Origin of the sequence: Auritidibacter sp. NML120636 (genome assembly GCF_003185945.1) — a bacterium.
GTDB classification, from domain to species: Bacteria; Actinomycetota; Actinomycetes; order Actinomycetales; family Micrococcaceae; genus Auritidibacter; species Auritidibacter ignavus.
Genome location: NZ_QHLO01000006.1, coordinates 77,366 through 100,515 on the forward strand (window position 1 = coordinate 77,366; position 23,150 = coordinate 100,515).

The 23,150-nt window shown below is 58.5% G+C and carries 20 protein-coding genes and 1 tRNA gene; 7 read left to right on the top strand and 14 right to left on the bottom strand.

All coding sequences use genetic code 11. The features are described from left to right. Positions 1 to 35 precede the first annotated feature (35 nt). The 4 genes from DCC25_RS06850 to DCC25_RS06860 form a co-directional block, all read right to left on the bottom strand. A tRNA-Gln gene (locus DCC25_RS06850) sits at positions 36 to 107 on the bottom strand. A gap of 48 nt (positions 108 to 155) precedes the next feature. Beyond that, a complete protein-coding gene (locus DCC25_RS06855) occupies positions 156 to 851 on the bottom strand; it encodes a metal-dependent transcriptional regulator (RefSeq protein WP_110101130.1) in 696 nt (231 codons plus the stop codon). 5 nt (positions 852 to 856) lie between these two features. After that, the gene (locus DCC25_RS11325) at positions 857 to 1,018 is read right to left on the bottom strand and encodes a hypothetical protein (protein WP_158524753.1); all 162 of its coding nucleotides are present in this window, start codon (positions 1,016 to 1,018) and stop codon (positions 857 to 859) included. A 110-nt stretch (positions 1,019 to 1,128) separates the two neighbouring features. After that, positions 1,129 to 1,584 carry a hypothetical protein gene (locus DCC25_RS06860; RefSeq protein WP_110101131.1) on the bottom strand — a complete coding sequence of 152 codons (456 nt, stop codon included), beginning with the start codon at positions 1,582 to 1,584 and terminating at the stop codon, positions 1,129 to 1,131. Positions 1,585 to 1,618: 34 nt separating this feature from the next. Between DCC25_RS06860 and purF the strand changes: the two genes are divergently transcribed. Next, positions 1,619 to 3,079, top strand: coding sequence for an amidophosphoribosyltransferase (gene purF, locus DCC25_RS06865; protein ID WP_110101132.1), 1,461 nt, complete (start codon positions 1,619 to 1,621; stop codon positions 3,077 to 3,079). 18 nt (positions 3,080 to 3,097) lie between these two features. Here the strand turns inward: purF and DCC25_RS06870 are convergent, their stop codons facing one another. Then, positions 3,098 to 3,757: a DNA-3-methyladenine glycosylase I gene (locus DCC25_RS06870; protein WP_110098814.1), complete on the bottom strand. Its 660-nt coding sequence runs from the start codon at positions 3,755 to 3,757 to the stop codon at positions 3,098 to 3,100. A 155-nt stretch (positions 3,758 to 3,912) separates the two neighbouring features. Between DCC25_RS06870 and DCC25_RS06875 the strand changes: the two genes are divergently transcribed. Both DCC25_RS06875 and DCC25_RS06880 read left to right on the top strand, forming a co-directional pair. Beyond that, a complete protein-coding gene (locus tag DCC25_RS06875) occupies positions 3,913 to 4,689 on the top strand; it encodes an alpha/beta fold hydrolase (protein ID WP_110098815.1) in 777 nt (258 codons plus the stop codon). Between the two features lie 69 nt (positions 4,690 to 4,758). Next, a complete protein-coding gene (locus DCC25_RS06880) occupies positions 4,759 to 5,679 on the top strand; it encodes a LysR family transcriptional regulator (protein ID WP_233487941.1) in 921 nt (306 codons plus the stop codon). A gap of 7 nt (positions 5,680 to 5,686) precedes the next feature. Here DCC25_RS06880 and DCC25_RS06885 read toward each other — a convergent pair whose 3' ends face one another. The 5 genes from DCC25_RS06885 to DCC25_RS06905 form a co-directional block, all read right to left on the bottom strand. Then, the gene (locus DCC25_RS06885; protein ID WP_110101134.1) at positions 5,687 to 7,516 is read right to left on the bottom strand and encodes an ABC-F family ATP-binding cassette domain-containing protein; all 1,830 of its coding nucleotides are present in this window, start codon (positions 7,514 to 7,516) and stop codon (positions 5,687 to 5,689) included. 72 nt (positions 7,517 to 7,588) lie between these two features. Next, on the bottom strand, positions 7,589 to 8,545 hold the full coding sequence (locus DCC25_RS06890; RefSeq protein ID WP_110099599.1) for a 4-(cytidine 5'-diphospho)-2-C-methyl-D-erythritol kinase: 957 nt from the start codon (positions 8,543 to 8,545) through the stop codon (positions 7,589 to 7,591). Next, positions 8,542 to 9,450 (bottom strand): 16S rRNA (adenine(1518)-N(6)/adenine(1519)-N(6))-dimethyltransferase RsmA, encoded by a 909-nt coding sequence (rsmA, locus tag DCC25_RS06895; RefSeq protein ID WP_369860167.1) that lies wholly within the window; start codon positions 9,448 to 9,450, stop codon positions 8,542 to 8,544. The genes DCC25_RS06890 and rsmA overlap by 4 nt, the downstream gene beginning before the upstream one ends. A gap of 110 nt (positions 9,451 to 9,560) precedes the next feature. Beyond that, complete coding sequence (locus tag DCC25_RS11825; RefSeq protein WP_158524643.1) at positions 9,561 to 10,538, bottom strand: resuscitation-promoting factor; 978 nt, start codon at positions 10,536 to 10,538, stop codon at positions 9,561 to 9,563. A 244-nt stretch (positions 10,539 to 10,782) separates the two neighbouring features. Continuing rightward, a complete protein-coding gene (locus DCC25_RS06905; protein ID WP_233487942.1) occupies positions 10,783 to 11,847 on the bottom strand; it encodes a TatD family hydrolase in 1,065 nt (354 codons plus the stop codon). Between the two features lie 208 nt (positions 11,848 to 12,055). Here DCC25_RS06905 and DCC25_RS06910 point away from each other — a divergent pair, with 208 nt between their 5' ends. After that, positions 12,056 to 13,324: a ferrochelatase gene (locus DCC25_RS06910; RefSeq protein ID WP_110101135.1), complete on the top strand. Its 1,269-nt coding sequence runs from the start codon at positions 12,056 to 12,058 to the stop codon at positions 13,322 to 13,324. Positions 13,325 to 13,457: 133 nt separating this feature from the next. On the opposite strand, the gene rsmI is transcribed toward DCC25_RS06910, so the two are convergent. After that, positions 13,458 to 14,342 carry a 16S rRNA (cytidine(1402)-2'-O)-methyltransferase gene (rsmI, locus tag DCC25_RS06915; RefSeq protein ID WP_110101136.1) on the bottom strand — a complete coding sequence of 295 codons (885 nt, stop codon included), beginning with the start codon at positions 14,340 to 14,342 and terminating at the stop codon, positions 13,458 to 13,460. Positions 14,343 to 14,409: 67 nt separating this feature from the next. Here rsmI and DCC25_RS06920 point away from each other — a divergent pair, with 67 nt between their 5' ends. Together DCC25_RS06920 and DCC25_RS06925 are read left to right on the top strand one after the other, a co-directional pair. Next, positions 14,410 to 16,047, top strand: coding sequence for a dolichyl-phosphate-mannose--protein mannosyltransferase (locus DCC25_RS06920; protein WP_233487944.1), 1,638 nt, complete (start codon positions 14,410 to 14,412; stop codon positions 16,045 to 16,047). 63 nt (positions 16,048 to 16,110) lie between these two features. After that, positions 16,111 to 17,961, top strand: coding sequence for a long-chain fatty acid--CoA ligase (locus DCC25_RS06925; protein ID WP_110101137.1), 1,851 nt, complete (start codon positions 16,111 to 16,113; stop codon positions 17,959 to 17,961). 8 nt (positions 17,962 to 17,969) lie between these two features. Here the strand turns inward: DCC25_RS06925 and DCC25_RS06930 are convergent, their stop codons facing one another. Both DCC25_RS06930 and DCC25_RS06935 read right to left on the bottom strand, forming a co-directional pair. Continuing rightward, positions 17,970 to 19,484, bottom strand: coding sequence for a TIGR01906 family membrane protein (locus tag DCC25_RS06930; RefSeq protein ID WP_158524644.1), 1,515 nt, complete (start codon positions 19,482 to 19,484; stop codon positions 17,970 to 17,972). Positions 19,485 to 19,641: 157 nt separating this feature from the next. Continuing rightward, positions 19,642 to 20,634: a stage II sporulation protein M gene (locus DCC25_RS06935; RefSeq protein WP_110101138.1), complete on the bottom strand. Its 993-nt coding sequence runs from the start codon at positions 20,632 to 20,634 to the stop codon at positions 19,642 to 19,644. 64 nt (positions 20,635 to 20,698) lie between these two features. On the opposite strand from DCC25_RS06935, the gene DCC25_RS06940 reads away from it, so the two are divergent. Beyond that, a complete protein-coding gene (locus DCC25_RS06940) occupies positions 20,699 to 21,496 on the top strand; it encodes an RDD family protein (RefSeq protein WP_110101139.1) in 798 nt (265 codons plus the stop codon). Between the two features lie 77 nt (positions 21,497 to 21,573). Here the strand turns inward: DCC25_RS06940 and ahcY are convergent, their stop codons facing one another. Then, entirely contained in the window at positions 21,574 to 23,100 is a 1,527-nt protein-coding gene (gene ahcY / locus DCC25_RS06945) for an adenosylhomocysteinase (RefSeq protein ID WP_110101140.1), read from the bottom strand. Positions 23,101 to 23,150 lie beyond the last annotated feature (50 nt).

The following is a 23,150-nucleotide window of genomic DNA, read 5'->3' on the forward strand; positions in this document are numbered from 1 at the left end:
CACAGAGTGAGATGAAGGCTAAAATCGCTCTCCAGTTCCGCCACTAGGATTCGAACCTAGACCGCGCAGCTTCAAAGGCTGGCGTGCTGCCGTTACACCATGGCGGATCACGAACACCCCAAACATTGTGCCATACTTCCGGCCGTGAGTCGGAATCAGGACGTTTCAGGCGAGGACAAACGGTACACCCAAATGCTATTCGTGGCGTCAACTCCCAGCCAGACCGGCTCGGTAGATGCCTCGCCGACTGAGACGGCCATCGAGCCCGAATAAGGCGCCGACGGCACGATCGTGAATTCCACTCCGGGGTGTAGTCCCTGGCGGTCGAAAAACTGTAGCATCGCCGGATCCGCATCTGAGATGCGCTCAATACGGGCCCGGTCTCCTACGTGTAACACGGACAAGCAGTCGAGCTCGGGGGCGTCAATACTGCCATCCCTGCGCGGGATGGGATCACCGTGCGGATCACGGGTCGGGAATCCGAGGTGTTGGTCAATGCGATCGATCATCATGTCCGAGACCGCGTGCTCGAGCGCGTCGGCTTCTTCGTGAACCTCATCCCATCGGTATCCCAGTGTTTCGACCAGAAAGGCCTCGATCAGCCGGTGGCGACGCACCATGTCGATGGCATAGCCCGTTCCTTCGGCTGTGAGTTCCACTGAACCATAGGGCTGGTGGATCACGAGTTGTTGGTCAGCCAATTTCCGGACCGCATCCGATGCGGAGGATAACCGCACCCCGATTTTTTCGGCGAGAACTTTGGCCGTCACGGGATCTTCAGAGTATTCCTGCAACGTCCAAATGGCTTTGAGGTAGTTCTGTGTAGAGGCCGTAAGATCGGTGACCGACATAACCTTTAGGTTATCAAAGCTCCCCCGGTCACCGACTGGCTCCGGACCATCCGTATCTCGGTCAGCCCTTCCCAGTCGCCGGTGAGCTTTTCGCTTTGTCCATCTGCTACAAAGCCGTGGCGGGCATAGACATCTCGGGTGTCCTGATCTTCAGCGAGGACCCACACCAACGCTGGACGTCCGGCTAAGACCGTTTCTCATAAGGTGGATCGCACCCTGAACCGGGGCTGTCGGTGTCTTGGTCCGGCCGTTCACGCTGTTCCCAGACGGGGTGAACCTAAAGCATACCCATCTGAATCCCCACCCCGGTCTCGGCATCCTCAGGTAACACCGGAGTAGCTCCCGCCACTGCTATAATCCCAGAGGTCTCGGAAAAATCTTTGGGCCCGGTCTCTGCAATGACCAGATCGGCCTCGGCAGCCAAGCCACGCTGAGACCAGGCCACGTCCTGGTCTAGTCGTTCTTCCAGCCGGGTGAAGAACCGCTCGTCGCCCAACCCGGCATATACCTTTACCTTGCGATTGGCTAGGTTCCGCATCCGCAACGCCGGAAGAACATCGGGGTGCTGGGCAGTTCGGACCGCCAGGTCTGCCGGGTGGTCCTTGTGGTGGTTGTGAATCATCGGGGCGACACGTTCTGTCTGCTGTGCTGTCTGTGCATCGGCTGGTGCTGGTAGTCCCGCTGTCTTCAAGTACACCGTCGGTACCGAATAGTGATTTAATGGTTCGGTCATCTGCCGTATACCCATGTAGAGGGAGCTCACCGTCGTGTGTGGAATTGTCGGTCTCGTTTCGACCAGCCCGGTTAACCAGAGTATCTATGACTCATTGTTGCTGTTGCAACATCGCGGTCAAGACTCCACCGGTATCTCAACCTACGATGAACACTCCACTTTCCACACCGTCAAACACCGCGGGCATGTGCGCGAATGCTTCCGGACCCGGGATATGCGTACTTTGCTGGGCAATGTGGGGTTGGGGCATGTCCGCTACGCCACCAGTGGTTCGGCCAGCAATGAAGATGAGGTGCAACCTTTTTACGTCAATGCCCCGTACGGCATTACCCTGGTGCACAACGGTAATATCACCAACACACGCGAACTAACCAAAGAGCTCTTCCACGTTGACCGCCGGCATCTGAACTCCTCCTCGGACACCGAAATTTTGCTGAATGTTCTGGCTAACGCTCTGCAAAACTCGCTGGTTGGTAAAGAGCCCACTGAAGATGACCTGTTCCAAGCTGTCTCCACCGTCCATCAGCGTGTCAACGGCACCTATGCAGCGATTGCCTTGATAGCCGGTTATGGCTTGCTGGCATTCCGTGACCCCTTCGGCATTCGCCCACTGGTCTTGGGCCGTCGGTTTGATGACAACGGGGACCCCGAATGGGTGGTGGCCTCCGAGTCTCTGGTTTTGGCCTCCGGTGGATATGAGTTGGTCCGAGACGTCGCTCCAGGTGAGGCCATTTTCATTTCCGATAGTGGAAAGCTCTTCACCCGGCAGTGCGCAGAGAACCCACGTCTGGTTCCGGATGCCTTCGAGTACGTGTACTTAGCACGTCCGGACTCGACCCTGGACGGGATCTCGGTCTATCAAGCACGGTTGCGCATGGGCGAGACCCTAGCCGCCAAGGTTCGCGCCACTTTGGATCTGGGCGATATTGATGTGGTGATGCCTATCCCAGATTCCGGGCGTCCCACCGCCATGGAACTGGCCCGTTCCCTTAACCTGCCTTACCGCGAAGGTTTCTATAAGAACCGCTATGTGGGTCGTACCTTCATCATGCCTGGCCAGAAGGTTCGAAAGAAGTCAGTGCGTCAGAAACTCAATGCGCTACCCGAAGAATTTCAGGGCAAATCGGTACTGCTGGTCGATGACTCCATCGTGCGCGGAACCACCTCCAAACAGATTGTCCAGATGGCCCGGGATGCCGGGGCACGCAAAGTGATCTTCGCGTCGGCGGCGCCGGCGATCCGCTACGCCAACGTGTACGGTATCAATATGCCCACCCGAGGCGAATTGGTTGCGGCAAACCGCACCGAAGACGAAGTAGCCCAAGTCATTGGGGCTGACCGGCTGGTCTACCAAGAAGTGGATGCCATGGTGGAGGCCATCACTACTGGATCTCACGTCACCAATTTGGAGCTGTCGTGCTTTACGGGCCACTACACCACCGGCGATGTCACCGAGGAATACCTCAGCTGGATTGAGGCCACCCGAGAGTCTTAGCACTATCCCTGCCCCAGGTCACCCGGTTTCGTCCCATGGCCTTTTCATCCGGTTCCCTTGGGAATCAAAAAGACCGGAGACCCCGCGCCGGAACGAACCCAGCAGATGGGTATCGACCATCCCAATAGCCTCCATCATCGCGAACATATTGGTGGGCCCCACAAACCGGAAACCGGATTTCTTCAGCGCGCGAGCCAGCGCTACCGATTCAGCTGACTGTGTGGGCACCTCATCGCTGGTGCGTGGCATGGGCGTCGTCTCTGGATGAAACGACCACACCAACTGCACCAGCCCGCCTTTATCGCGCAGCGCACGCGTCGCCACAGCATTGGCAATGGTTGCCCGAATTTTCCCCCGGTGTCGAATAATCCCATCAAGGCGTACCAAACGCTCCACCGTATCCTCGTCGAAGGTCGCGACCTCATCGGGGTCGAACTGGCAGAAGGCTTTGCGAAAGGCGGGGCGTTTAGTCAAAATGGTGCGCCAAGATAGGCCGGTTTGGAAGACTTCTAAGCTGATCCGCTCAAAAAGCCCAGCTTCATCCGTGATGGGGACACCCCATTCGGTGTCGTAGTAATCCTGCATCAGCTGACTACTCATCGCCCACGGGCTTCGGGCGGTGCCGTGAGCATCGGCGATGACGCCTCTGCCCTGTCCTAGAGAGGTGCTGTCATCCATACGTTCAGTGTGCCTGAAAACACCACCCCAAAAGCAAACATGAGGTAAATTTCTTCAAACCTTGGTGTTACAGTATGTACACCGGTCCGAAAATCGACTGTCCATTTTGTAAGGATCTTGCATAGCCCAACCCTCGAGAACGAAGAAGAGTTGCCATGACTGCCACAGTTGATGAGTTCATTCATCAGTACCCCGGAGAGTCTCACCCCGTGGTGCTCTTGCACGGTTTACTCACCTCCGCGAAGTACTGGAATCCGGCGCGCAGACGACTAACCGCTGCCGGCTACCGTGTGGCGACTGTTGATCTGTTGGGCTTTGGACGCGCAGCTCGTGTTCCAGCTGCAAGCTACGATTACAACGAGCACGTTGAGCACGTGAAAAATGCGTTGCTGTCGATCAGTGGTGGCCAGCCTGTCGTTCTGGTGGGACACTCCCTTGGTGGCCTGATTGCTCTCAAGTTAGCTCGCAAGTACCCCAGCCTCGTTTCCGAACTCGTCATGTTCAATGCGCCACTTTTCCGAGACTCCCATGAGGCCAAGGCCAGCATCGAACAGACCAACAAGCTGTATAAATTCCTGATGACCTCGCGCTTCCGCTCCGTCGGCTGGGGCGCGGCTCATTTACTGGGTTTCCGTGTCTGGGGACGTCACAGCACTCGAGCGCGGGAAGGCGCACTGCGGCGGGTGATTTTTCGAGGCAAAGGGATTCACCACCTGGAACAGATCACCGTCCCCACCACGGTCATCACCGGCGCTTCCGACCGTGCGGAGTACCTGAACAATTTGCAACAGGCATCGCTCCCGCCGAATGTGCGAGTCATCGTTGCCCCAACCGGACACCATCTGCCTGCCCAGGCACCACACTATGTTACCTGGACGATGGATTTACTCTCCGGTGGGCTTCGTCCGGAGCACACCGTTCCCGCTGTGTAGCTCGTTCCCCCCGTATATTAGGTGAGGAAATATTGATACGCAGACCGTACTAATATCTCGCGGGGGAGCATGATGGAAGTCCAGCAGGCCAAAGAATTCCTGGCGGTCGCCCGGGAACTGCACTTTGGTCGTGCTGCGAAATCCCTCCGCATGGCCCAGCCGCCTCTCTCGCGGGCGATTCAGCAGCTAGAACGTGAACTCGGTGCAACTCTTTTTGAGCGCACCACACGGACGGTGTCTCTGACTCCAGCCGGTGAAGCCTTACTACAGCCCGCTCAGCATCTCATTGCCGCCTCGAATCAAGCTCGTCAAACGGTAAAGGACACCATAAGTGGAGCGGCCGGGTACGTGCGGATCGGATTTGCCGGCGCATCAGTCAATACCCAGGTTGCACGGTTAGCCAAAGCCTTGCGAACAGAACGCGCTGGGTTGCGCCTAGAGTACAACTCAGCTCAGTTCTCTCACCAGGCGTTGCAATCAGTGATGGACCACAGCGTCGATCTGGCCATCGGGCGATGGGATTTCCTCCCGGCAGAAATTAGTTCTCACCTGATGGGGCTTGAAGAAGTCATTGTGGCCTTACCAGCGTCCCACCGCTTGGCTGGTCGGCCCGCGGTCAATCTCAGAGAACTCGCTCACGAGAATTGGATTTCTTTGCCCTCCGGGTTTGGGGCCGCCCTACCCAACCGCTTCAATGCTCTGGCCAATACCGCCGGATTCGTTCCTCGCGTCACGCAGACCGCGCCTGATTCCTGGACCTTGGTGGTCCTCGTGGCCGTGGGGATGGGGTGTGGTATCACCCTGGATTCCGTGGCTACCAATGTGCCCCACGAAAACGTGAGCTTCGCCAGAATTCAGGACATCTCCCAACCTCCGCTGGAGGTGCGAATGATCTGGCAACGTCACGATAACAACCCCGCCCTGCATGCAGTCGTAGATTTGGCCCAACGGATCTTTCCCAGCCCACCAACCCAGCCGGACGGGACTTAAAAGCTGGTTAGCTTTCTACCGCGTCGAGCAACTCCAGCCAACGGGATTCCTTGGTATCAATCTCTTTGCGGAGCTCGGAGGCTTGGGCTGTCAGGTCCGCAAGCCCTTCGAAATCTGTCTGGTCGTGAGTGGCCATTTTTTCTTCTAGCTCAGTGAGTTCGGTGTTGAGTTTCTCCAGTTTGCGCTCAATCGAGGACGCTTCTTTCCGCGCAGCGTGTTTCTCAGCCCCAGACAAGCCACGTGACTGTTCGTCACCGGCGACGTTGTCAGCGCCGGAGGAATTGTGTTGTTGCTGTTTCTGGTTCGTCGACGGTGTCGTCTTGGCTTGACTCTCAGCCTGTTCGGCCAGCTGGAGATACTGGTCGACGCCACCGGGCAAATGCCGAAAGGTCCCGTTGATGATGGCATATTGCTGATCGGTGACGCGCTCAAGCAGGTATCGGTCGTGGGAGACGACCAACAAAGTGCCAGGCCAGGAGTCCAGCACATCTTCCATAGCCGTCAGCATTTCGTGGTCCACGTCGTTGCTCGGTTCATCCAGGATCAACACGTTCGGTTCCGATAACAGCACCAACAAAAGTTGCAACCGTCGTTTCTGTCCTCCGGACAGGTCTCTGACCGGGGTGGACAGATGGTCACGACTGAACCCCAGCCGTTCCAATAATTGGGCCGGGGTGAAGTCTTTTCCGTCGATGGTGAATGAGGTTTTGGTACGTGCCAGGACGTCTCGGACCCGGTCGTTGCGAATCGTTTCGAGTTGCGAGAACTTCTGGTCGAGCACTCCCAATTTCACGGTTTTCCCACGTTTAATACGTCCGGAGTCCGGTTCGACGGTTCCGGCGATCAGCCCCAGCAGCGTGGACTTGCCGGCGCCGTTGGCGCCGAGAATTCCGGTGCGCTCCCCCGGTGCAATGCGCCAAGTGACATTGGTCAGCACGTGGATCCCGTCATAGTCAACCGAAACATTCTCCAGATCCACCACATCTTTGCCCAACCGGGAGACGGCCAGCGCTTGAAGCTGAATCGAGTCACGAACTGGGGGCTCTTGAGAAATCAGCTCAGCGGCAGCGTCGAGCCGGAATTTGGGTTTCGAGGTCCGGGCCGGTGCCCCTCGACGCAGCCAAGCCAACTCCTTGCGCATCAAATTCTGACGTTTCGCCTCGGCGGCGGCAGCAATGCGTTGCCGTTCGACTTTCTGCAATACGTAGGCGGCGTAGCCGCCTTCAAAAGGCTCCACCATGCCGTCATGAACCTCCCACGTATCCGTACACACCGCATCCAGAAACCACCGGTCGTGGGTGATGACCAACAGCCCGCCTTCATGAGCTGTCCAACGCTGATTGAGGTGATCGGCCAACCACCGAATCCCTTCCAAGTCCAGGTGGTTGGTAGGCTCGTCCAGGCCAATCACGTCCCAGTCTTCGACCAACAACTGGGCCAGAGCCACGCGACGGCGTTGTCCACCCGAGAGCGTTGAGATCGCGGCGTTCCAGTTCAGATCGGCCACCAGCCCGGAAATGATCGAGCGGATGCGTGGGCGTGAGGCCCATTCGTACTCTGCCCGGCCTCCCACAATGCTGTAACCCACCGTGTCCGCGCCACGCAACTCATCGGACTGGGTCAGCACACCGACTCGGAGCCCATTGCGGGTGGTGACCCGGCCGGTATCGGGACTCTGTTGTGAGGTAAGAATCGACAATAACGTTGATTTACCGTCGCCGTTTCGACCCACGATACCGATTCGTTGGCCTTCCGAGATACCCAGCGTCACCCCGTCCAACACGGTACGGGTTCCAAAAGTCATCGAGATATTTTCAGCACCAAGCAAGTGAGCCATCGACAGCGTCCCTCCTCTGTCCTGAACTACGTCAACATGACGAATCGGTCAGGTTAATACCGGTAAAACACTCTACAGAATGCGAGCGCCCGACCCCGGTGCGCTAATCGGGATGGAGGCGATCCCGCAACGTTCTTCTACCCGTGAGGCCAACTGCGTTGCGTCGTCGGCGTTACGGGCCAAGAACATCACGGTCGGTCCGGCCCCACAGATCATGGCAGCCAGAGCACCTTCTTGCATGCCTATATCCAGCACGTCGGAGAGCTCCGGCAACAGTGAGACGGCAGCGGCTTGCAGATCATTGTGCATGAGCAACGCGATCGTTTCCACGTCCCCACGAGTCAGAGCGTCCAGTAGTTCGGGATCAATTGCTGCGCACTCCCGTTGCGGTTGGATACCTTCCTCACGGAGGGAGGCGAGGTTGGCGTAGACCTCGCGCGGCGCGTAGACCGAAAAGGCTGGAACGATCACCAGGTTGAGGCTTGCCCGGGTCAGGATCGGCGACAATACATCACCGCGTTCCATCCCGACCGCTGCACCGCCCAGGATGGCAAACGGGACCTGGGTAGAGATTTCGGTTCCCAGCTGGGCCAGGTCCCGCCGTGACAGGTGCAGGTCCCACAGGGCAGCGCAGGCCATCAGTGCCGCCGCAGCGTCGGCCGCGCGACCACCCACTCCGCCTGCCAACGGCAAGTCTTTGGTCAAATACAGGTCAACCCCGTGAGTTTCCGGCTTAAGCTGCAACCGGCGTCGCAACAGGTCAGCTGCTTGAAAAACCACATTGGAATGGTCATCGGGGATATCAGCGGGATCGAGGATTCCGCGGGAGGAGTCGGAGATGGAGACGGTGATATGTTCGTCGTCACGGGCGACGGCGACGACCTCGTCACTGAGGGAGATCGCCAGTGAGATGGTGGCTAGCTGGTGGTAGAACGGGCTGAGCTGTTGCCCGACCTCGGTGGTGAGGTTAATCCTGCCCGGCGCGGTAACCGTGACGTGTCCGTAGAACTCTCCGGGACGTAGACTCATCCGCCGACTCCGAGGGTCTTGGACTGCTCAGCGATGGCGGCAAAATCTTCAATGCTGAGCACTTCCCCACGGGCCTGGGGGTTGAGGCCTGCTGCCCGCAGAATCCGTTCTGCTGAGGCACCAGAGCCGGCCCAGTTCGATAGTGCTGCCCGCAGGGTCTTGCGTCGCTGTGCGAACGCCTCGTCGATAACGGTGAAGACCTCGTTCCGAGATGCTGTGGTCTGGATTGGTTCGCGTTGGTGAAAATGCACAAGCCCGGATTTAATACGCGGTGCGGGCCAAAAAACGTGGGTTCCCACAGTTCCAGCGGAGCGTGCGGTAGCGTACCAGGCCAGTTTGGCAGAGGGAACTCCATAAATCTTGGTGCCCGGTGCCGCACAGAGCCGATCGGCGACTTCTTGTTGCACCATCACCAACCCGTGTCGGATGCTGGGCACTGACGCCAGAATGTGCAGGAGGACAGGGACCGCCACGTTATACGGCAGGTTTGCCACGAGCGCGGTCGGTGCTGAGTTGGTCGCAGTCGGGCGTACGTCATGGAGCTGGTCAGCATCAATCTGCAGAGCGTTTGCTTGCAGCACACTGGCACAACGCGACGCGCCAGGACGGAAGTGTTCTAGGGTCTCAAGCAACGCTGCGGCGGGGACCGGATCAATTTCGACCGCGGTCACCGCGGTGGCTTGGTCAAGCAGGCCCAGAGTCAACGAGCCCAGCCCGGGACCAATCTCTAAAACGTGCTCTGTGGGGTCAAGCTGTGCCTGATCAACAATTCGACGAATGGTGTTCGGATCGATGACGTAGTTCTGACCCCACGATTTCGTCGGGCGCAGCTGCAAATGCTCGGCAAGACGACGAATATCTGCGGCCGACAGCAGACGTTGGGCTTCAGCAGTCACAGTCATCATTTTAGTGGTATTTACCACCTCACTTGACCACACGAAAGAGCTCGAGCACCTCTTGAGAGATGCTCGAGCTCTTTCGTGGTCCTGACCGTTGCGGTCAGCCCAGAGTGTTATTAGCGCAGCCCCAGGGAACGCGAGCAAGCTGGCCACTGGCCCCAGCCAGACTGACGTTGCAACTTGCTAGCAATTTCAATCTGCTGGGCCGGAGTGGCTTTATCAGCAGTCGGCGCGTACTTGGTGCCACCCATGGCTTTCCAGGTGGGACCGGAGAACTGCAGGCCACCGTAGTAGCCGTTACCACTGTTGGTCGACCAATTGCCACCGGACTCGCACTGGGCCAGTTTCGCCCAGACACCAGAGCTGGGAGCCGCACCGCCGGAGCTGGAGGACTCTTCAGAATCATCCGAGGAGGAATCCTCTGAGTCATCATCGGAGGAGGTGGACGACGATGATGAGGAAGACGAGGAAGTAGACGATGAAGAGCTAGCCTGCTGCTCTTTCTCCTTGGTGCCGACCTTCACGACTTCGTCGGTCGGTTCTTTGGTGATTTGACGGTGGGTCTCTTCGCGGGACGATTCTTCGCCGTCGATCACGGTGACGGTGTAGGTGACTTCAGCGGTGCCGTTTTCACCTTTGGTCTCTACCTTGGTCTTTCCCTTTTCCAGGCTGTCGTCGTTTTCACGAACGGTTTCGTACTCAATCGTTTCTTCTTCGACAACCTCTTCGGTGGTGACAACCTGCACGGTGATTTTGTCACCGGTGGAGATCTTAGTGTCGGTGGAAGGGCTCACTTTGTCCTTCTCGCCGACCTCGATGCCGGACAAGCTCAGAGCCTCCCCGACAGTATCGGCGTACACCGCGTAGTTTTCGGTTTCACCGGCACGGGTCACCTCCACAACAGTGGGTGCTGCCGGGATGAAGTCGGTTAGTGGCTGAACGCTGGAGGCCAGATCGATATCGAGTGCTTCCCCTTGGCCAGAGTTCTGCTGATCCTGTGCCTGAGCGCTTCCGTTGTTCTGAGTCAGGATGAAAGCTGCTAGCCCGCCCAGAACCAGCGCAAGCGCTGCCAGCTGCGCGACGAGCTTGCTCACGCTACTACTAAATACTCGTGACATGAAAAGGTGTTCCAATGCTTCGGGTAGGTGATGGTTAGCGACCAACGAGAGATCTGAAAATTGGGGAAGCCCTCAACAAAGGGGGTGTCCCTCGTCGACATTCCAATACGATAACGGAAAGATAACGAAGGTCTCAACTCTATAACGATTTTTGTGAACAACACACCGTTGCCGAGGGTTGACTGACGGTATCCTCGCGTCACCGTTGCCGAACCGAAATCTAGGAAAAATCCCCGTAAACACGCCGAGTATTGGCCATCACCTGTTCGCACATCTGCTGTTCACCAGTACCACGCACCTCAGCGATTTTTCGTAACGTCAGTGGCGTCATATACGGAGCATTAGGCCGTCCCCGACGCGGATGAGGAGTCAAGAACGGAGAATCTGTCTCGGTCAGGATCAGCTCTGGCCGTGCCAGGGCTGCAGCCTCTCGCAGGCGGTCATTCGCGTTAAAAGTCACCGGACCTGAAAAAGACATGTACCAACCGTGTTCGTTACAAATGTCGGCCAGCTCGGGCCCTGCTGAAAACGCATGAAAAACCACGTGTTCGGGGCGTTGCGGCATAGACAGCAGAATCTCGACAACATCCTCATGCGCCTCGCGGTCGTGGATTTGTACTGCTTTACCCAACTGAACTGCCAGCTCCACGTGTTTTCGGAAGGAATATTGTTGCGCTTCGTGGCCTTTTGCACCAGTACGGTAATAATCGAGCCCGGTCTCTCCCACCGCCCTGACGCGAGGATGCCGGGCCATCTCTGCAATAGCCTCAATGGCCCGCTCCAGCCCGGCCCGGCCTTGCTGATCCCAGATCTCGGCAGCTTCATTAGGGTGCAGGGCCACGGCCCCGAGTAAGCGCTGGTGAGTCTCGATGGACTCAAGAGTGAACCGCGCCGAGTCCAGATCACAGCCGACTTGGATTACCCCGGCTACACCAACGGACTCGGCAGTATCGAGTGCATCAGCAATGGAGACCTCGACGAGTCCATCACGAAAATCCAGGTGAGCGTGGTTGTCGATGATCGGCGAGACCAAAGGTTCCGGCGCTTTCGGGTAGACCAGCACCCGCTGCTTTCCGGTGTATTCATCCACGGTGTCACGACGTGGGCCATCCCCTTCGGACACAGTGTCTATGACTCCGGGACGGGCAGGATCAGGCCAGTGCACCCGATAGGCCTCGGGCACTCCGGTCTGATCGTACTTTTTCGACTTCTTCGAACTCATCATTTCCTTACCACGCGTGAGCACGGACAACGGTAGATCGGAGTCACCTCCCACTCCGATCATGACTCCGTTCCTGACGGTTTGACGGCTATGCAAGCACCAGATCTGTAGTGTACTCTCCGCCCATGACCACTCCCGTTCTACGGGGCACAGGGTCGCATTGACAGCGGTGTATTGAGGAAGAACTAGACTGAGAAGTGACCCTACAGATCAGGTCGTGACCGAGCGTCACGGCTGTGATTTAACGTGGCCCCGATCCTCAGGAGGAACCGTGACCGAATGGTCCAAACCCAAACCGGCTTCCCGCGTCGTGCTTCAGGCCGGTGCAGCCGTTCCCGCAGCCACACCCCACGCCCAGTCAGGTGTGAAATGGGTTGAAGAACCCACCGAGTTTGACGCGATCTTATTGGCTTCCTACGGCGGGCCCAATGGCCAGGACGACGTCATTCCGTTCTTGCGCAATGTGACTGCCGGTCGCGGCATCCCCGACGAGCGTTTAGAAGAAGTCGCCGTACACTACCGCGAGCGCGGTGGTGTCAGCCCGATCAACGAACAGAACTTGGCGCTGAAAGAAGCCCTGGAGAAGGAACTGGTTGCCCGCGGTATTGACCTGCCGATCTACTTCGGCAACCGCAACTGGGAGCCCTACTTCACCGAGGCCATCCACCAGGCTCACGCCGACGCGCAGGCTCGCAAGACCGACCACACCGAAGACGGTGCGAAACCAGAGCCGACCAAGATCTTTGCCCTGGTGACCTCGGCCTACTCGACGTACTCCTCCAATCGCCAATACCGCGAGGATTTCGCCGACGCGCTGGAGTACCTAGGCCTGTGGAATGAAGTCCAGATCGATAAGATCCGGGCATTCTTCGACCACCCCGGTTTCGTCACCCCCTTCATCGAAGACACCATCGCCAAGGTGCGCGAGCTGCAGACCGAGACCCCGGACTTGGACCTGCAACGCGATGTGGACTTCATGTTCGCTGGCCACTCGATTCCGCTGACCCACAATGAGGTCTCAGACGAGTCCGATGAGCACGACCCCGAGGTGCGCGGTACCTACGAGCAACAGCACGTGGCCGTGGCTGAACTCATCGTTGACGCTGTCCTGAAGGAGTTCGGTGTTCCCGAGATCTCCTGGCAGTCGGTGTGGCAGTCGGAGTCGGGCCCGGCCTGGCAGAAGTGGCTGGAACCAGACATTGGAGATGCCATTAGCGAACTCGACGAGTCGAAGAAGGCCATCATCGTCGTTCCGGTCACCTTCTTGTCTGATCACATGGAAGTCTGGTGGGACCTGGATAACGAGGCGAAAGAGGAAGCCGAGGGGCGCGGACTGATCTTCAAACGCGTCGCCACTCCGGGCACCCACCCCGAATTCGTCTCGGCCCTCGTCGACCTGGTGGAAGAACGCCTGAAAGGTACCCCGGCAGATCAGCGCCCGGCATTGACCTCCTACGGTCCCGGTTATGACGTTGCACGGGCCCGGCGTGCCGCTGGTTCAGGTGGCTTCCGTGCCAGTGTGGGGGGCCTGCTCCCCTAGCGCCCTGCCCGACCGACGATGAATTCCTCGTCACAGCCCCGGAAGACACAGTCCACCCCAGACCGGTCACCAGCCGGCAGGTCACTGAGTGTCCGGGGCTGATCTGTCGGAGCTAACCCCTGGTCGCAGGAGATCACCGACGTTGTTGGTAGAGGTTGTACAGCGTCCGGGCCGAACCGCCGTATCCGTGTGCGATCTGTTTGGTGGCGTCTTTAGCGCGCATCCCGGTAGCAACCAATTCGTCCACGAGCCGTAGCTGTTGTTCGTCATCGAGTTCGACCCGTCGGTTGTCAGCTGGAGCCAGTAAGAGCACAAACTCTCCGCGAAGCGTCGCCGTCTGTGTCCAACCCAATAACTCACGCAAGGAGGCGGTCACCACTTCTTCGTGCCGTTTCGTCAATTCCCGGGCCACGCACCCGATCTGATCTTCGCCAAAGACCTCAGTCATCACCTGTAGCGTATCGACCACTCGGTGGGGGGGGGACTCAAAGAAAATCAGCGTGCGCGGTTGATCCTGAAGATCCGTCAAGAACCGGGTTTTCTCGCCGTGTTTTTTCGGAACAAACCCTTCGAAGCTAAACCGATCGCTCGGCAATCCCGAGACTGCTAGCGCGGTCGTGACCGCGCTAGCCCCCGGGGCGCAGGTCACGGTCAACCCGTCTTGTACCGCCGCCTGCACCAGACGGAAACCAGGGTCTGACACCACCGGCATGCCAGCATCGGTCACCACCGCAACCGTGGCCCCTTGGCGTACTTTCTCCAGTAGCTCCGGGGTGGACCGTTGTTCATTATGTTCGTGGTGGCTGATGAGTTGACCACGAATCTCCACTCCCAGGGCAGTAGCTAACCGTTGAGTGGTGCGGGTGTCTTCGGCGGCGATAATCTCGGCGCTAGCCAGCACGGTCCGTAGCCGGTCAGTGGCGTCCTGCAGGTTTCCGATCGGCGTCGCGACCAACACAATCTGGCCCTCGCCCGCCTGGTGCAAGTCGTTCGCTTCGGTGTCTGGGCCACCCTTCATTGATCCCCTCTCAATACTTCTCCCGCAAATGCCGTACCGCCGGGTGTTCTCACGTACGATGTTCTGTGTGTCGTCGACAGAAACTCCCGCTCCCACAGCCAGGCAAGGTGCTCGCCCCACCTGGCTCGATTCTATCGACCATGCCTATACCGACACGGTGCTTCGTGCTCGATTACTGGGTGAGAAACTGCCCACCCAGCGGTGGGAATGGATTCTGATTTTGGCGGTCGCTGCCGTGGCCGCGCTGTTGCGATTCCACCGTCTCGACCACCCACACAAGTTGATCTTTGACGAAACCTACTACGTCAAAGACGCCTACTCCTTGTTGCACTTCGGTGTGGAGATGGAGTGGGAAGAAGACATCAACGACGCCTTTATCGCCGGTGAGGCCGAACCGCTCAATGAGCCCGCCTATGTGGTCCACCCACCCTTGGGCAAATGGCTGATCGGCCTGGGGATGCTGCTGTTTGGTAGCGATAACGGGTTCGGCTGGCGCTTTTCCTCCGCGATGGTCGGAACCTTGTCGGTGCTGATTTTGTCACTGATCGCCTGGAAAATCTTTCATTCTTCCTTTTTAGGCGCCACCGCGGGATTATTGATGGCTGTCGACGGCCACCACCTGGTCATGTCCCGGACCGGTCTGCTGGATATCTTCTTGTCCTTCTTCGTCCTGGCTGGTTTCGGCGCCCTGGTCTTAGACCGTGATCATGGACGACGGCAACTCGCCGACACAATCAGCTCCGCCTATCGCAGCGGAACCCTGTCCCAGGTACTGGGCTACGGACCGATGATCTGGTGGCGTCCGTGGCGCATTGTGGCCGGCATTTTGTTGGCAGCCGGGTGTTCGGTGAAGCTCTCCGGACTAGCATTCGTGGCAATCTTCGGGCTGATGACGGTGTTCTGGGACCTCAACGCCCGTCGCGTGGTCGGGATCAGGCGCTGGGCGCTGGGCGGAATTCTCCGCGATGGTCTGTGGGCATTCGTCTGCGTGGTCGGAGTTGGATTCCTGACCTATCTGGCCACCTGGACCGGCTGGTTTGTCTCCTCCCGGGGCTATCACCGTCACTGGGCCGAGGACAACCCTGCCGAATCGTGGCTGGGATCGCTCATCCCTGACACGTTGCGCTCTTGGTTTCACTACCATCGTGCCTCCACCGATTTCCATACCGGTCTGGATTCGGGACACAACTACGCTTCGTCGCCGTGGACCTGGCCCTTTATGGGCCGGCCGGTCTCCTTCCACTACGAATCCACCTACGACGGTTCGGGTGATTGCGGGGCAGCACACTGTTCGGAAGCTATCCTGGATCTGGCCAACCCCATCCTGTGGTGGTCGGGCACGGTGGCCATTATTATCCTCACGGTGGTGTGGTTTGCCAAGCGCGACTGGCGCGTCGGCGCCATCTTGGGTGCCTATGTGGCCGGACAACTGGTCTGGGTGCTCTGGCCGGAGCGGACGATGTTCTTCTTCTACACCATCGCTTACGAGCCCTTCCTGATTCTGGCCATCGTCTATTGCCTAGGCTGGTTGTTGCGGTGGGAAACCGGCCACAATCCCCGAGCCAAAACCCGAAATCTGGTCATTGTCCTAGGTTATATTCTGGTGATTATGCTGGTCTCAGCGTTCTTTATGCCGATCTGGACCGCCGAAGAGATTCCCTATGATCAATGGCGGTGGCGGATGTGGATTCAGTCCTGGATTTAATTCGGTGAGAACCGCTGATCAACGATGCGTCTTAACCGTTCAGCGAGAGTAGAGAAGGAACCCATGCGGTACGTAAACACCCAGTTGAAAGTCTCCCTTCCCGAAGACTCCAATCTCACCGATTTGGTACTGAAAACCGCCCACCACAGCCCCGAGGCTCCCGCCTACGCGCTCTCCAACGGCATCGGAGGCTGGATCGATGTGAGCTATCGCGAATTTCTAGATCGCGTCCGGGCGGTCGCCAAAGGCCTCATTGCCCGTGGCATCAAACCCGGCGACCTCGTTGCTGTGTTAGCTCCGACGTCCTATCAGTGGGCCGTGATTGACCAGGCCCTATGGTTTGCCGGAGCAATCTCGGTGCCAATCTATGACACCTCCTCCCCGGCCCAGATTAGTCATATTCTCTCCGATTCCGGGACCACGGTGATCTTGCACCAGGGCACACTACAGGCCCAGGCGGCTGAGAAAGCGGTTGATGAGCTGAACCAGTCCGCCACCGAATCCACCCGCATCGAACGGCTGGCTCTCGACGAGGACCTCTTCGATGCACTGACGACCGACGGCGAGACCATCTCCGATGAGCAGCTCGAGCAGGCCCGTTCCGCCGCTACGCTCTCGGACCCGGCTACCATTGTCTATACGTCCGGGACCACCGGTCGCCCCAAGGGAACCATCATCACACACGGGAATCTTGCCTTGGGCGCAGCCAATCTGCTGGAGTACACCAGTGAGATCCTGGCCGCACCGGAAAATCGGACCCTGATGTTCCTACCGTTGGCCCACATTCTGGCACGTGCGGTGCAGTTTGGTTTCTTGGTGGGCAAGATTCAGATTGCCCATACCCCCAACCTGGGCTACCTGTTGCGGGATATCGGATCCTTCCGCCCAACCTGGTTGTTGCTGGTTCCGCGCATGTTGGAGAAGGTCGAGGCCGGCATCATCAACAAGGCCCGAGAAGGGGGCCAGGAGAAGATCGTCCGCGCTGCCCGCCAGGTCGCTATTGAGTACTCTACTGCCTGCGACGCTCAACAACGCGGAGAAGGCTCCGGTCCGTCCATGGCATTGAAGCTCAAGCACAAGGTGTTTGACAAGCTCGTCTTTTCCAAGATCCGAGCGCTGATGGGTGGCAATGCCCGAGTGGCGATCTCCGGTGCCAGCCCGCTGCATCCCGAACTGGCGCACTTCTTTTCCGGTATGGGAATTCACGTCAAAGAGGGCTATGGCCTGACCGAGTCCACCGCCCCGGCGACGGTGAATGTTCCCGGCGTTACCCGCATTGGTTCCGTGGGCCGACCCATGCACGGCATGGAAGTCCAGCTGGCCGACGACGATGAGATTCTATTGCGCGGTATTGCGGTCACTCCCGGCTACTACGGGGCACAGGCTTCCGGCGAATCCGCCGTCGATGAGCACGGCTGGTTCCACACCGGTGATATTGGTCGCCTGGATAACCAGGGCTACCTATATGTCACCGGCCGGAAGAAGGAACTGCTCGTGACCGCAGGCGGAAAGAACGTCGCACCTACTCCCCTGGAAGAAGCCATCCGCACCTGCGAGCTGGTCGACCAGGCTGTTGTGGTGGGCAATAACCGTCCGTTTGTGGGTGCGCTGATCGCACTAGATACCGATGCGCTAAAGCACTGGTGCGAACAGCACGACCGGCATCCGCTCAGCTTGACTGAGGCGGCCACCGATGAGCAGGTCCGCGAGGAGATCCAGCAGTATATCGATCAGGCCAACGAGTCGGTGTCTCGGGCAGAGTCGGTCCGGAAGTTTAAGATCATCTCCGCCGAGCTGACCCAGGAAGCCGGCTATGTCACTCCAGCGGCTAAGCTCCAGCGCAACCGGGTCATTGAGGACTTCCAGGACCAGATCGAGAGCCTGTACTCCTCCGGCTCTGCCAGGAATTTATAGCGTACTACTTAACGCCCAGGGCGAGATCCTTCTTCCAAACTGACCTCGGTGACCTTCCCGTCGGTCGTCGGCCACTGCTGGCGGGCTGCCAGCATCATCAGCTGGGTTTGGGCGGAGCGCTTTTTCCGGCGCTTCGTCGGCCAGGTTGCCACCAGCGTGATCACCGCGGTCAACACCGTCAGCGCTCCGACGGCGAGACCGGCGTCGATCCAGAACTGATTGGGGTACAACCGGATCAGGGTATCGGAAGCGTAGAAAGTCCACGTTCCGTCAGCGAAGAACAGCGCGTGGAAGCCGGCGAAGAAATCCTGCCAGGCGATGATGGCCAGCACGCCTAGAACCACGATCACGAGCAACAGCCAGATGCTGGCCGCAAACAGTGAACGGCGAACGGCGCCTTTCGAGATCCGAGAGAGCACCACCATGATGATCGCCGAAGCGATGACCAATACGGCTCCGATCAGCATCGAGGTTAGCATCACCGACTTGACGTCTGCCATGTGAGAGACCTCGTCCTGGGTGAACAGTGGTGACCCATCGGCGAAGGTCAATGACGCCAGGTAGTTGGGTGAGGCGAGGTTAAACAGGTAATCCAACCCATAGGAACCGTAGTCGAGCCGTTCAGTGGTCGTCAGGCCAAAGTCATCGGCGGGGAACCCGGGTCGGTGGTATTCAATCCAGAGAAATAAGGGTGAAGCCACGGCGCGAATGACCACGGTTAAGAAGGCAATGGGGGCAATGATTGCCAGCACAGTTTGCAGGATCCGGGAGAGAGTCTTGGGTCCTTCAAGTGCTTGGGCGCGGGCAGCAAGACGCGCCTGCGCGTCTGTGAGGAGGCGTTGTTGTTCGGCTACCCGATCTTCCCGGGTGTCTGCCGGTAGACCGTCGTGGTCTGCCAGCAGGTTGTGCTGCGTTCCGGTTGCTGTTGCTGGTTCAGCAACAGGGGTAGCACCAGCGACGGCGGCAACGTCAGGAGCCCCCGTAGCTTCGGGCTGAGGTAGCTCACCCTGCGCGTTGGGCCGTCGCCGGCTGGCCCGGGTTTCGTGCACCGTTTCAGACTCGGCCATCGTGGTGCTGTTGCTTACTCCATCGTCGAGAGCCTGAGTACGGTCGAGCGAGGACCTGTCGTCATGGTCTTTGAGGAAGTTCGGCATGGCAGTGGTGGCGGCGGTCGTGGCCGATCCGGAGTCGTGAGGGTCCGCCGGAGGGGTTGTCCGAGACGAGTCATCAGAGTCCCGGGGGGCGGATGAGGGCTCAGCGTCAGGCTGGAGGGTCTGGATTGGGTGGGTGGGTTGATCCACCGAGTCATGACTCACCGTGTCCTGTTCGGAGAGCTGGCTGTAGAGCGGGGTTGATTCCGAGGTGTCCCGGGTGGACTGTGGTGACGATGCTGTGGGAGAGGACTCGGTCGTGTTCTGCTCGTCCGCGCTCTCAGCGTCGTCGGGTTCCTGAAAACGGGCGTAGTCAATGCCAGATTCAAACTCTGGGGCCTCATCGGGGGTGGGTGATGTTTTGTCAGACATCGACAAGAAACCTCTTTCCGCGGCGCGGGTGAATAGCAACGGGTAGCACTCGTTGTCCCCCACAGTAGTCGTCGCTACCCCGGTCATTTCTAGGCCACACCGACACGTGGCGGAAATGGTGTGCTGAGAGAGCTCCAGCCAGCGTGAAAGTCCGAATTTAGGCGGTTAGTTCTACGGTTCCACCATCGTATTGCCCCACGTCGGCGTCCAAGTTCATCCGTGCCGCCCGAGCTCCCAGAATCCAGGTGTAGCACCAATAAGCGGCAAGAACCAGCAGGCCAATACCGTGACGCAAGACGTCGGGTATCTCGGCGGGGGTCACGAACCCTTCGACCAAGCCAGAAACAAAGAGCACGACCACCAAACCGATGGCCACGGTAATCAACATTCGCCCCGCTCTGGCTAAGGAAAACAACCTGGTGTGTCGGCCCGGCGCCACCCAGGACCAAAAGATGTACAGCCCGGCAGCGCCGGCAATAAAAATGGCGGTAAGTTCCATATAGCCGTGGGGCAGAATGTAATTGAAGAAGGTGTCGGTTTCACCGTGGCGGGCCATGATGCCACCAGCAACCCCGACATTCGCGGCGTTAAGGTAGAGCACTACAGGCACGAAGAATCCGGTAATCCCGAAGGCAACCTCTTGGGCGGCGATCCAGGCGTTATTGGTCCAGACTTGTCCAGCGAAGGAAGCGGCAGGGTTCTGCGAGTAATAACCCACAAACTCGTGTTCCACGTAGATTTCTTGTTGTTGTTCGGACATCAGAGCATTGGCGACTTCGGGGTGTTGATACACCCAAGCCCCATAAGCGGTGGCTACCGCACAAAAGAGCGCCCCGAGCACAAGAGTCAACCAGCGAATCGTGTAGAAAGCATACGGGAGCCGATAGATCACAAAGTCCGTAAACGCGCGGGTAAAATCTCCCGGGGTAGAGCTGAGCCGTTGTCGGGCGCCGGCGACAATGAGTGAGAGTCCGCGAGCCTGGGGGCCATGTGGGTCTTGGGCTTGGATGACCGACAGGTGAGTGGATGCCACCCCATAGAGTTCGGTCAGCTCATCGATTTCGGCCGCAGTGAGTCGGCGGGTTCTCGACAAGGTCTGAAGCCGCTCCCAGTCACCGCGATTCACTGCCGTGTATGCCTCTAAGTCCACGAAGCCAGGCTACCCGCTATGCTGAAGAAGTACCATCACTTCAGCGAGTCGAAAGTTTGGTGCCGTGAGCAACTCCACCTCGGTCGTGACCGGTCAGGCGGTTCTTCTGCACTTGAACCCAGCTACCGTCTTCGTGCGTGGCATGTCGACAATCATCGACATTTTGCTCAGTGTGGCCGGACTGTGGGCCACTTTTGTTGTCTTGACCAGCGTCATCGAACAGTTAGATATGGCCGCGTTGGGAATGGTTAGCCTTCTGACCGTTGCCTTCTGGTTCGTGCTAATTCCCCTCACGGTGGAAACGGTCTCGGGCGGAAAATCGGTGGGCAAATTGGTTTTCGGCACCCGAGTAATCCGTGACGACGGCGGAGCCGTCGTTTTTCGGCACAGCCTCATCCGCGCGCTGACCGGGTTTTTCGAGTTGTTGCTGACCTTGGGCTCTGTGGCGCTAATTAGTGCCATTCTCAATGATCGCGGAAAACGTCTCGGCGACATGATGGCAGGAACCTATGTGATTCACGACCGGCAACCGCGGCTACCTGAGCCGTTGCCGACCGTGCCAGCGGAACTACATCGATGGGCTCAGATCGCCGATGTAGGACGCATACCCGATGAATTACTGGTAGAAATCAACCAGTACTTGCGAAACTTTTCGCGGATGACCCCACAGGCCCAGAACCTGCATACTCAACGGTTGCTTCAACTAGTGGATCCTTATGTCTCCCCCGCGCCACCTGCTCAAACACCGCCGACGGTGTATCTCCACGCGGTGGTGGCCGAACGGCGCAACCGTGACTATCAGCTATTGATCAGCCGTCAGCAGTCCCAGCGCCAGCTCTCAGCTGAGCTCAACCAACACTAAGCGCGACCACGGCCAGCACCGGAAAAAGAGTACCTACACCCGCTCCGGTACCGGCCGTCGCTACTCGTCGACAGGGGTCAGTAGCGGTAGTCCTCGGACTTATACGGCCCCGCGACGTCGACGCCCAGGTACTCGGCCTGTGTCTTTGTCAATTCGGTCAGTTGCGTCCCAAGGGCCTCGAGGTGCAACCGTGCGACCTTTTCGTCAAGAATGCGCGGTAGCGTGTAGACCCCGATCGGGTACGTCTGGCCGGTAATCGAACCGGTACCACCTTGAGAGTGGAAGAGCTCGATCTGAGCCATCACCTGGTTTGTGAACGATGCTGACATCACGAAAGAAGGGTGGCCGGTGGCGTTGCCCAGGTTCAGCAGTCGCCCCTCAGAAAGCACAATCACCGAGTGCTCGTTCTCAGTACCGGGTTCGAAAACCCATTCGTGGACCTGCGGTTTGATTTCCACCTTCTTAATTCCAGGAATCCGGGCCAGACCGGCCATATCGATCTCATTATCGAAGTGCCCGACGTTTCCGACGATGGCTTTATCCTTCATTTGTTGCATGTGCTCGGCCATGATAATGTCCCGGCCACCGGTAGCAGTGATGAAGATATCGGCGGTAGAGACCACGTCTTCCAACCGAGCCACTTGGTAGCCATCCATGGCCGCCTGCAGGGCGGTAATCGGGTCGATCTCGGTGACGATCACTCGAGAGCCTTGACCGGAGAGGGCCTCGGCTGCTCCCTTGCCCACGTCACCATACCCGGCCACCACGACCGTCTTGCCTCCCAGCAACACGTCGGTGCCACGGTTAATGCCGTCGGGTAACGAGTGGCGAATGCCGTACTTGTTATCGAACTTAGACTTGGTGACCGAGTCGTTGACGTTCATAGCAGGGAATAACAACTCACCGGATTCAGCCAACTGGTTCAACCGCAGTACACCGGTGGTGGTCTCTTCGGTCACGCCGCGTAGTTCGCGCGACAGACGGGTGAAACGTTGCGGGTCGGCCTCCAGGGAGGCGGCCAGGACCTTGAGCACCTCACCATATTCTTCCGAGTCCTCTTCGCTGGGAGACGGAACTGCTCCTGCGGCTTCACATTCCACGCCTTTGTGCACCAGCATGGTGGCGTCTCCGCCATCGTCGAGGATCATGTTTGGTTCGGTCCCCTCAGGCCAGGCAAAGATTTGATCTGCTGCCCACCAGTATTCGGCCAAAGACTCATTCTTCCAGGCAAATACCGGCACCCCGGCGGGGGCCTGGGGAGTGCCCTCACCGACCACAATGGCAGCTGCGGCTTCGTCCTGGGTGGAGAAAATATTGCACGAGGCCCAACGCACCTCGGCCCCCAGGGCCACCAAAGTCTCGATGAGCACGGCGGTCTGGACCGTCATGTGAATCGACCCGGCAATACGGGCCCCGGCTAGTGGCTGGGATTCCCCGTATTCTTCCCGCAGGGCCATCAAGCCCGGCATTTCTTGTTCTGCCAGCCGGATTTGGTGCCGGCCAGCTGCTGCGAGATTGATGTCACGAATCGCGAAATCAAAGGGCGCGTTGGCAACGGTCGTGGGATTAGAGAAGGCAGGATCTGCTGCAGGGTTAATGCTCATAGCTCCCAGCGTATCCGGTACAGGACGACGATGGGCCTCAGACGGTAAAT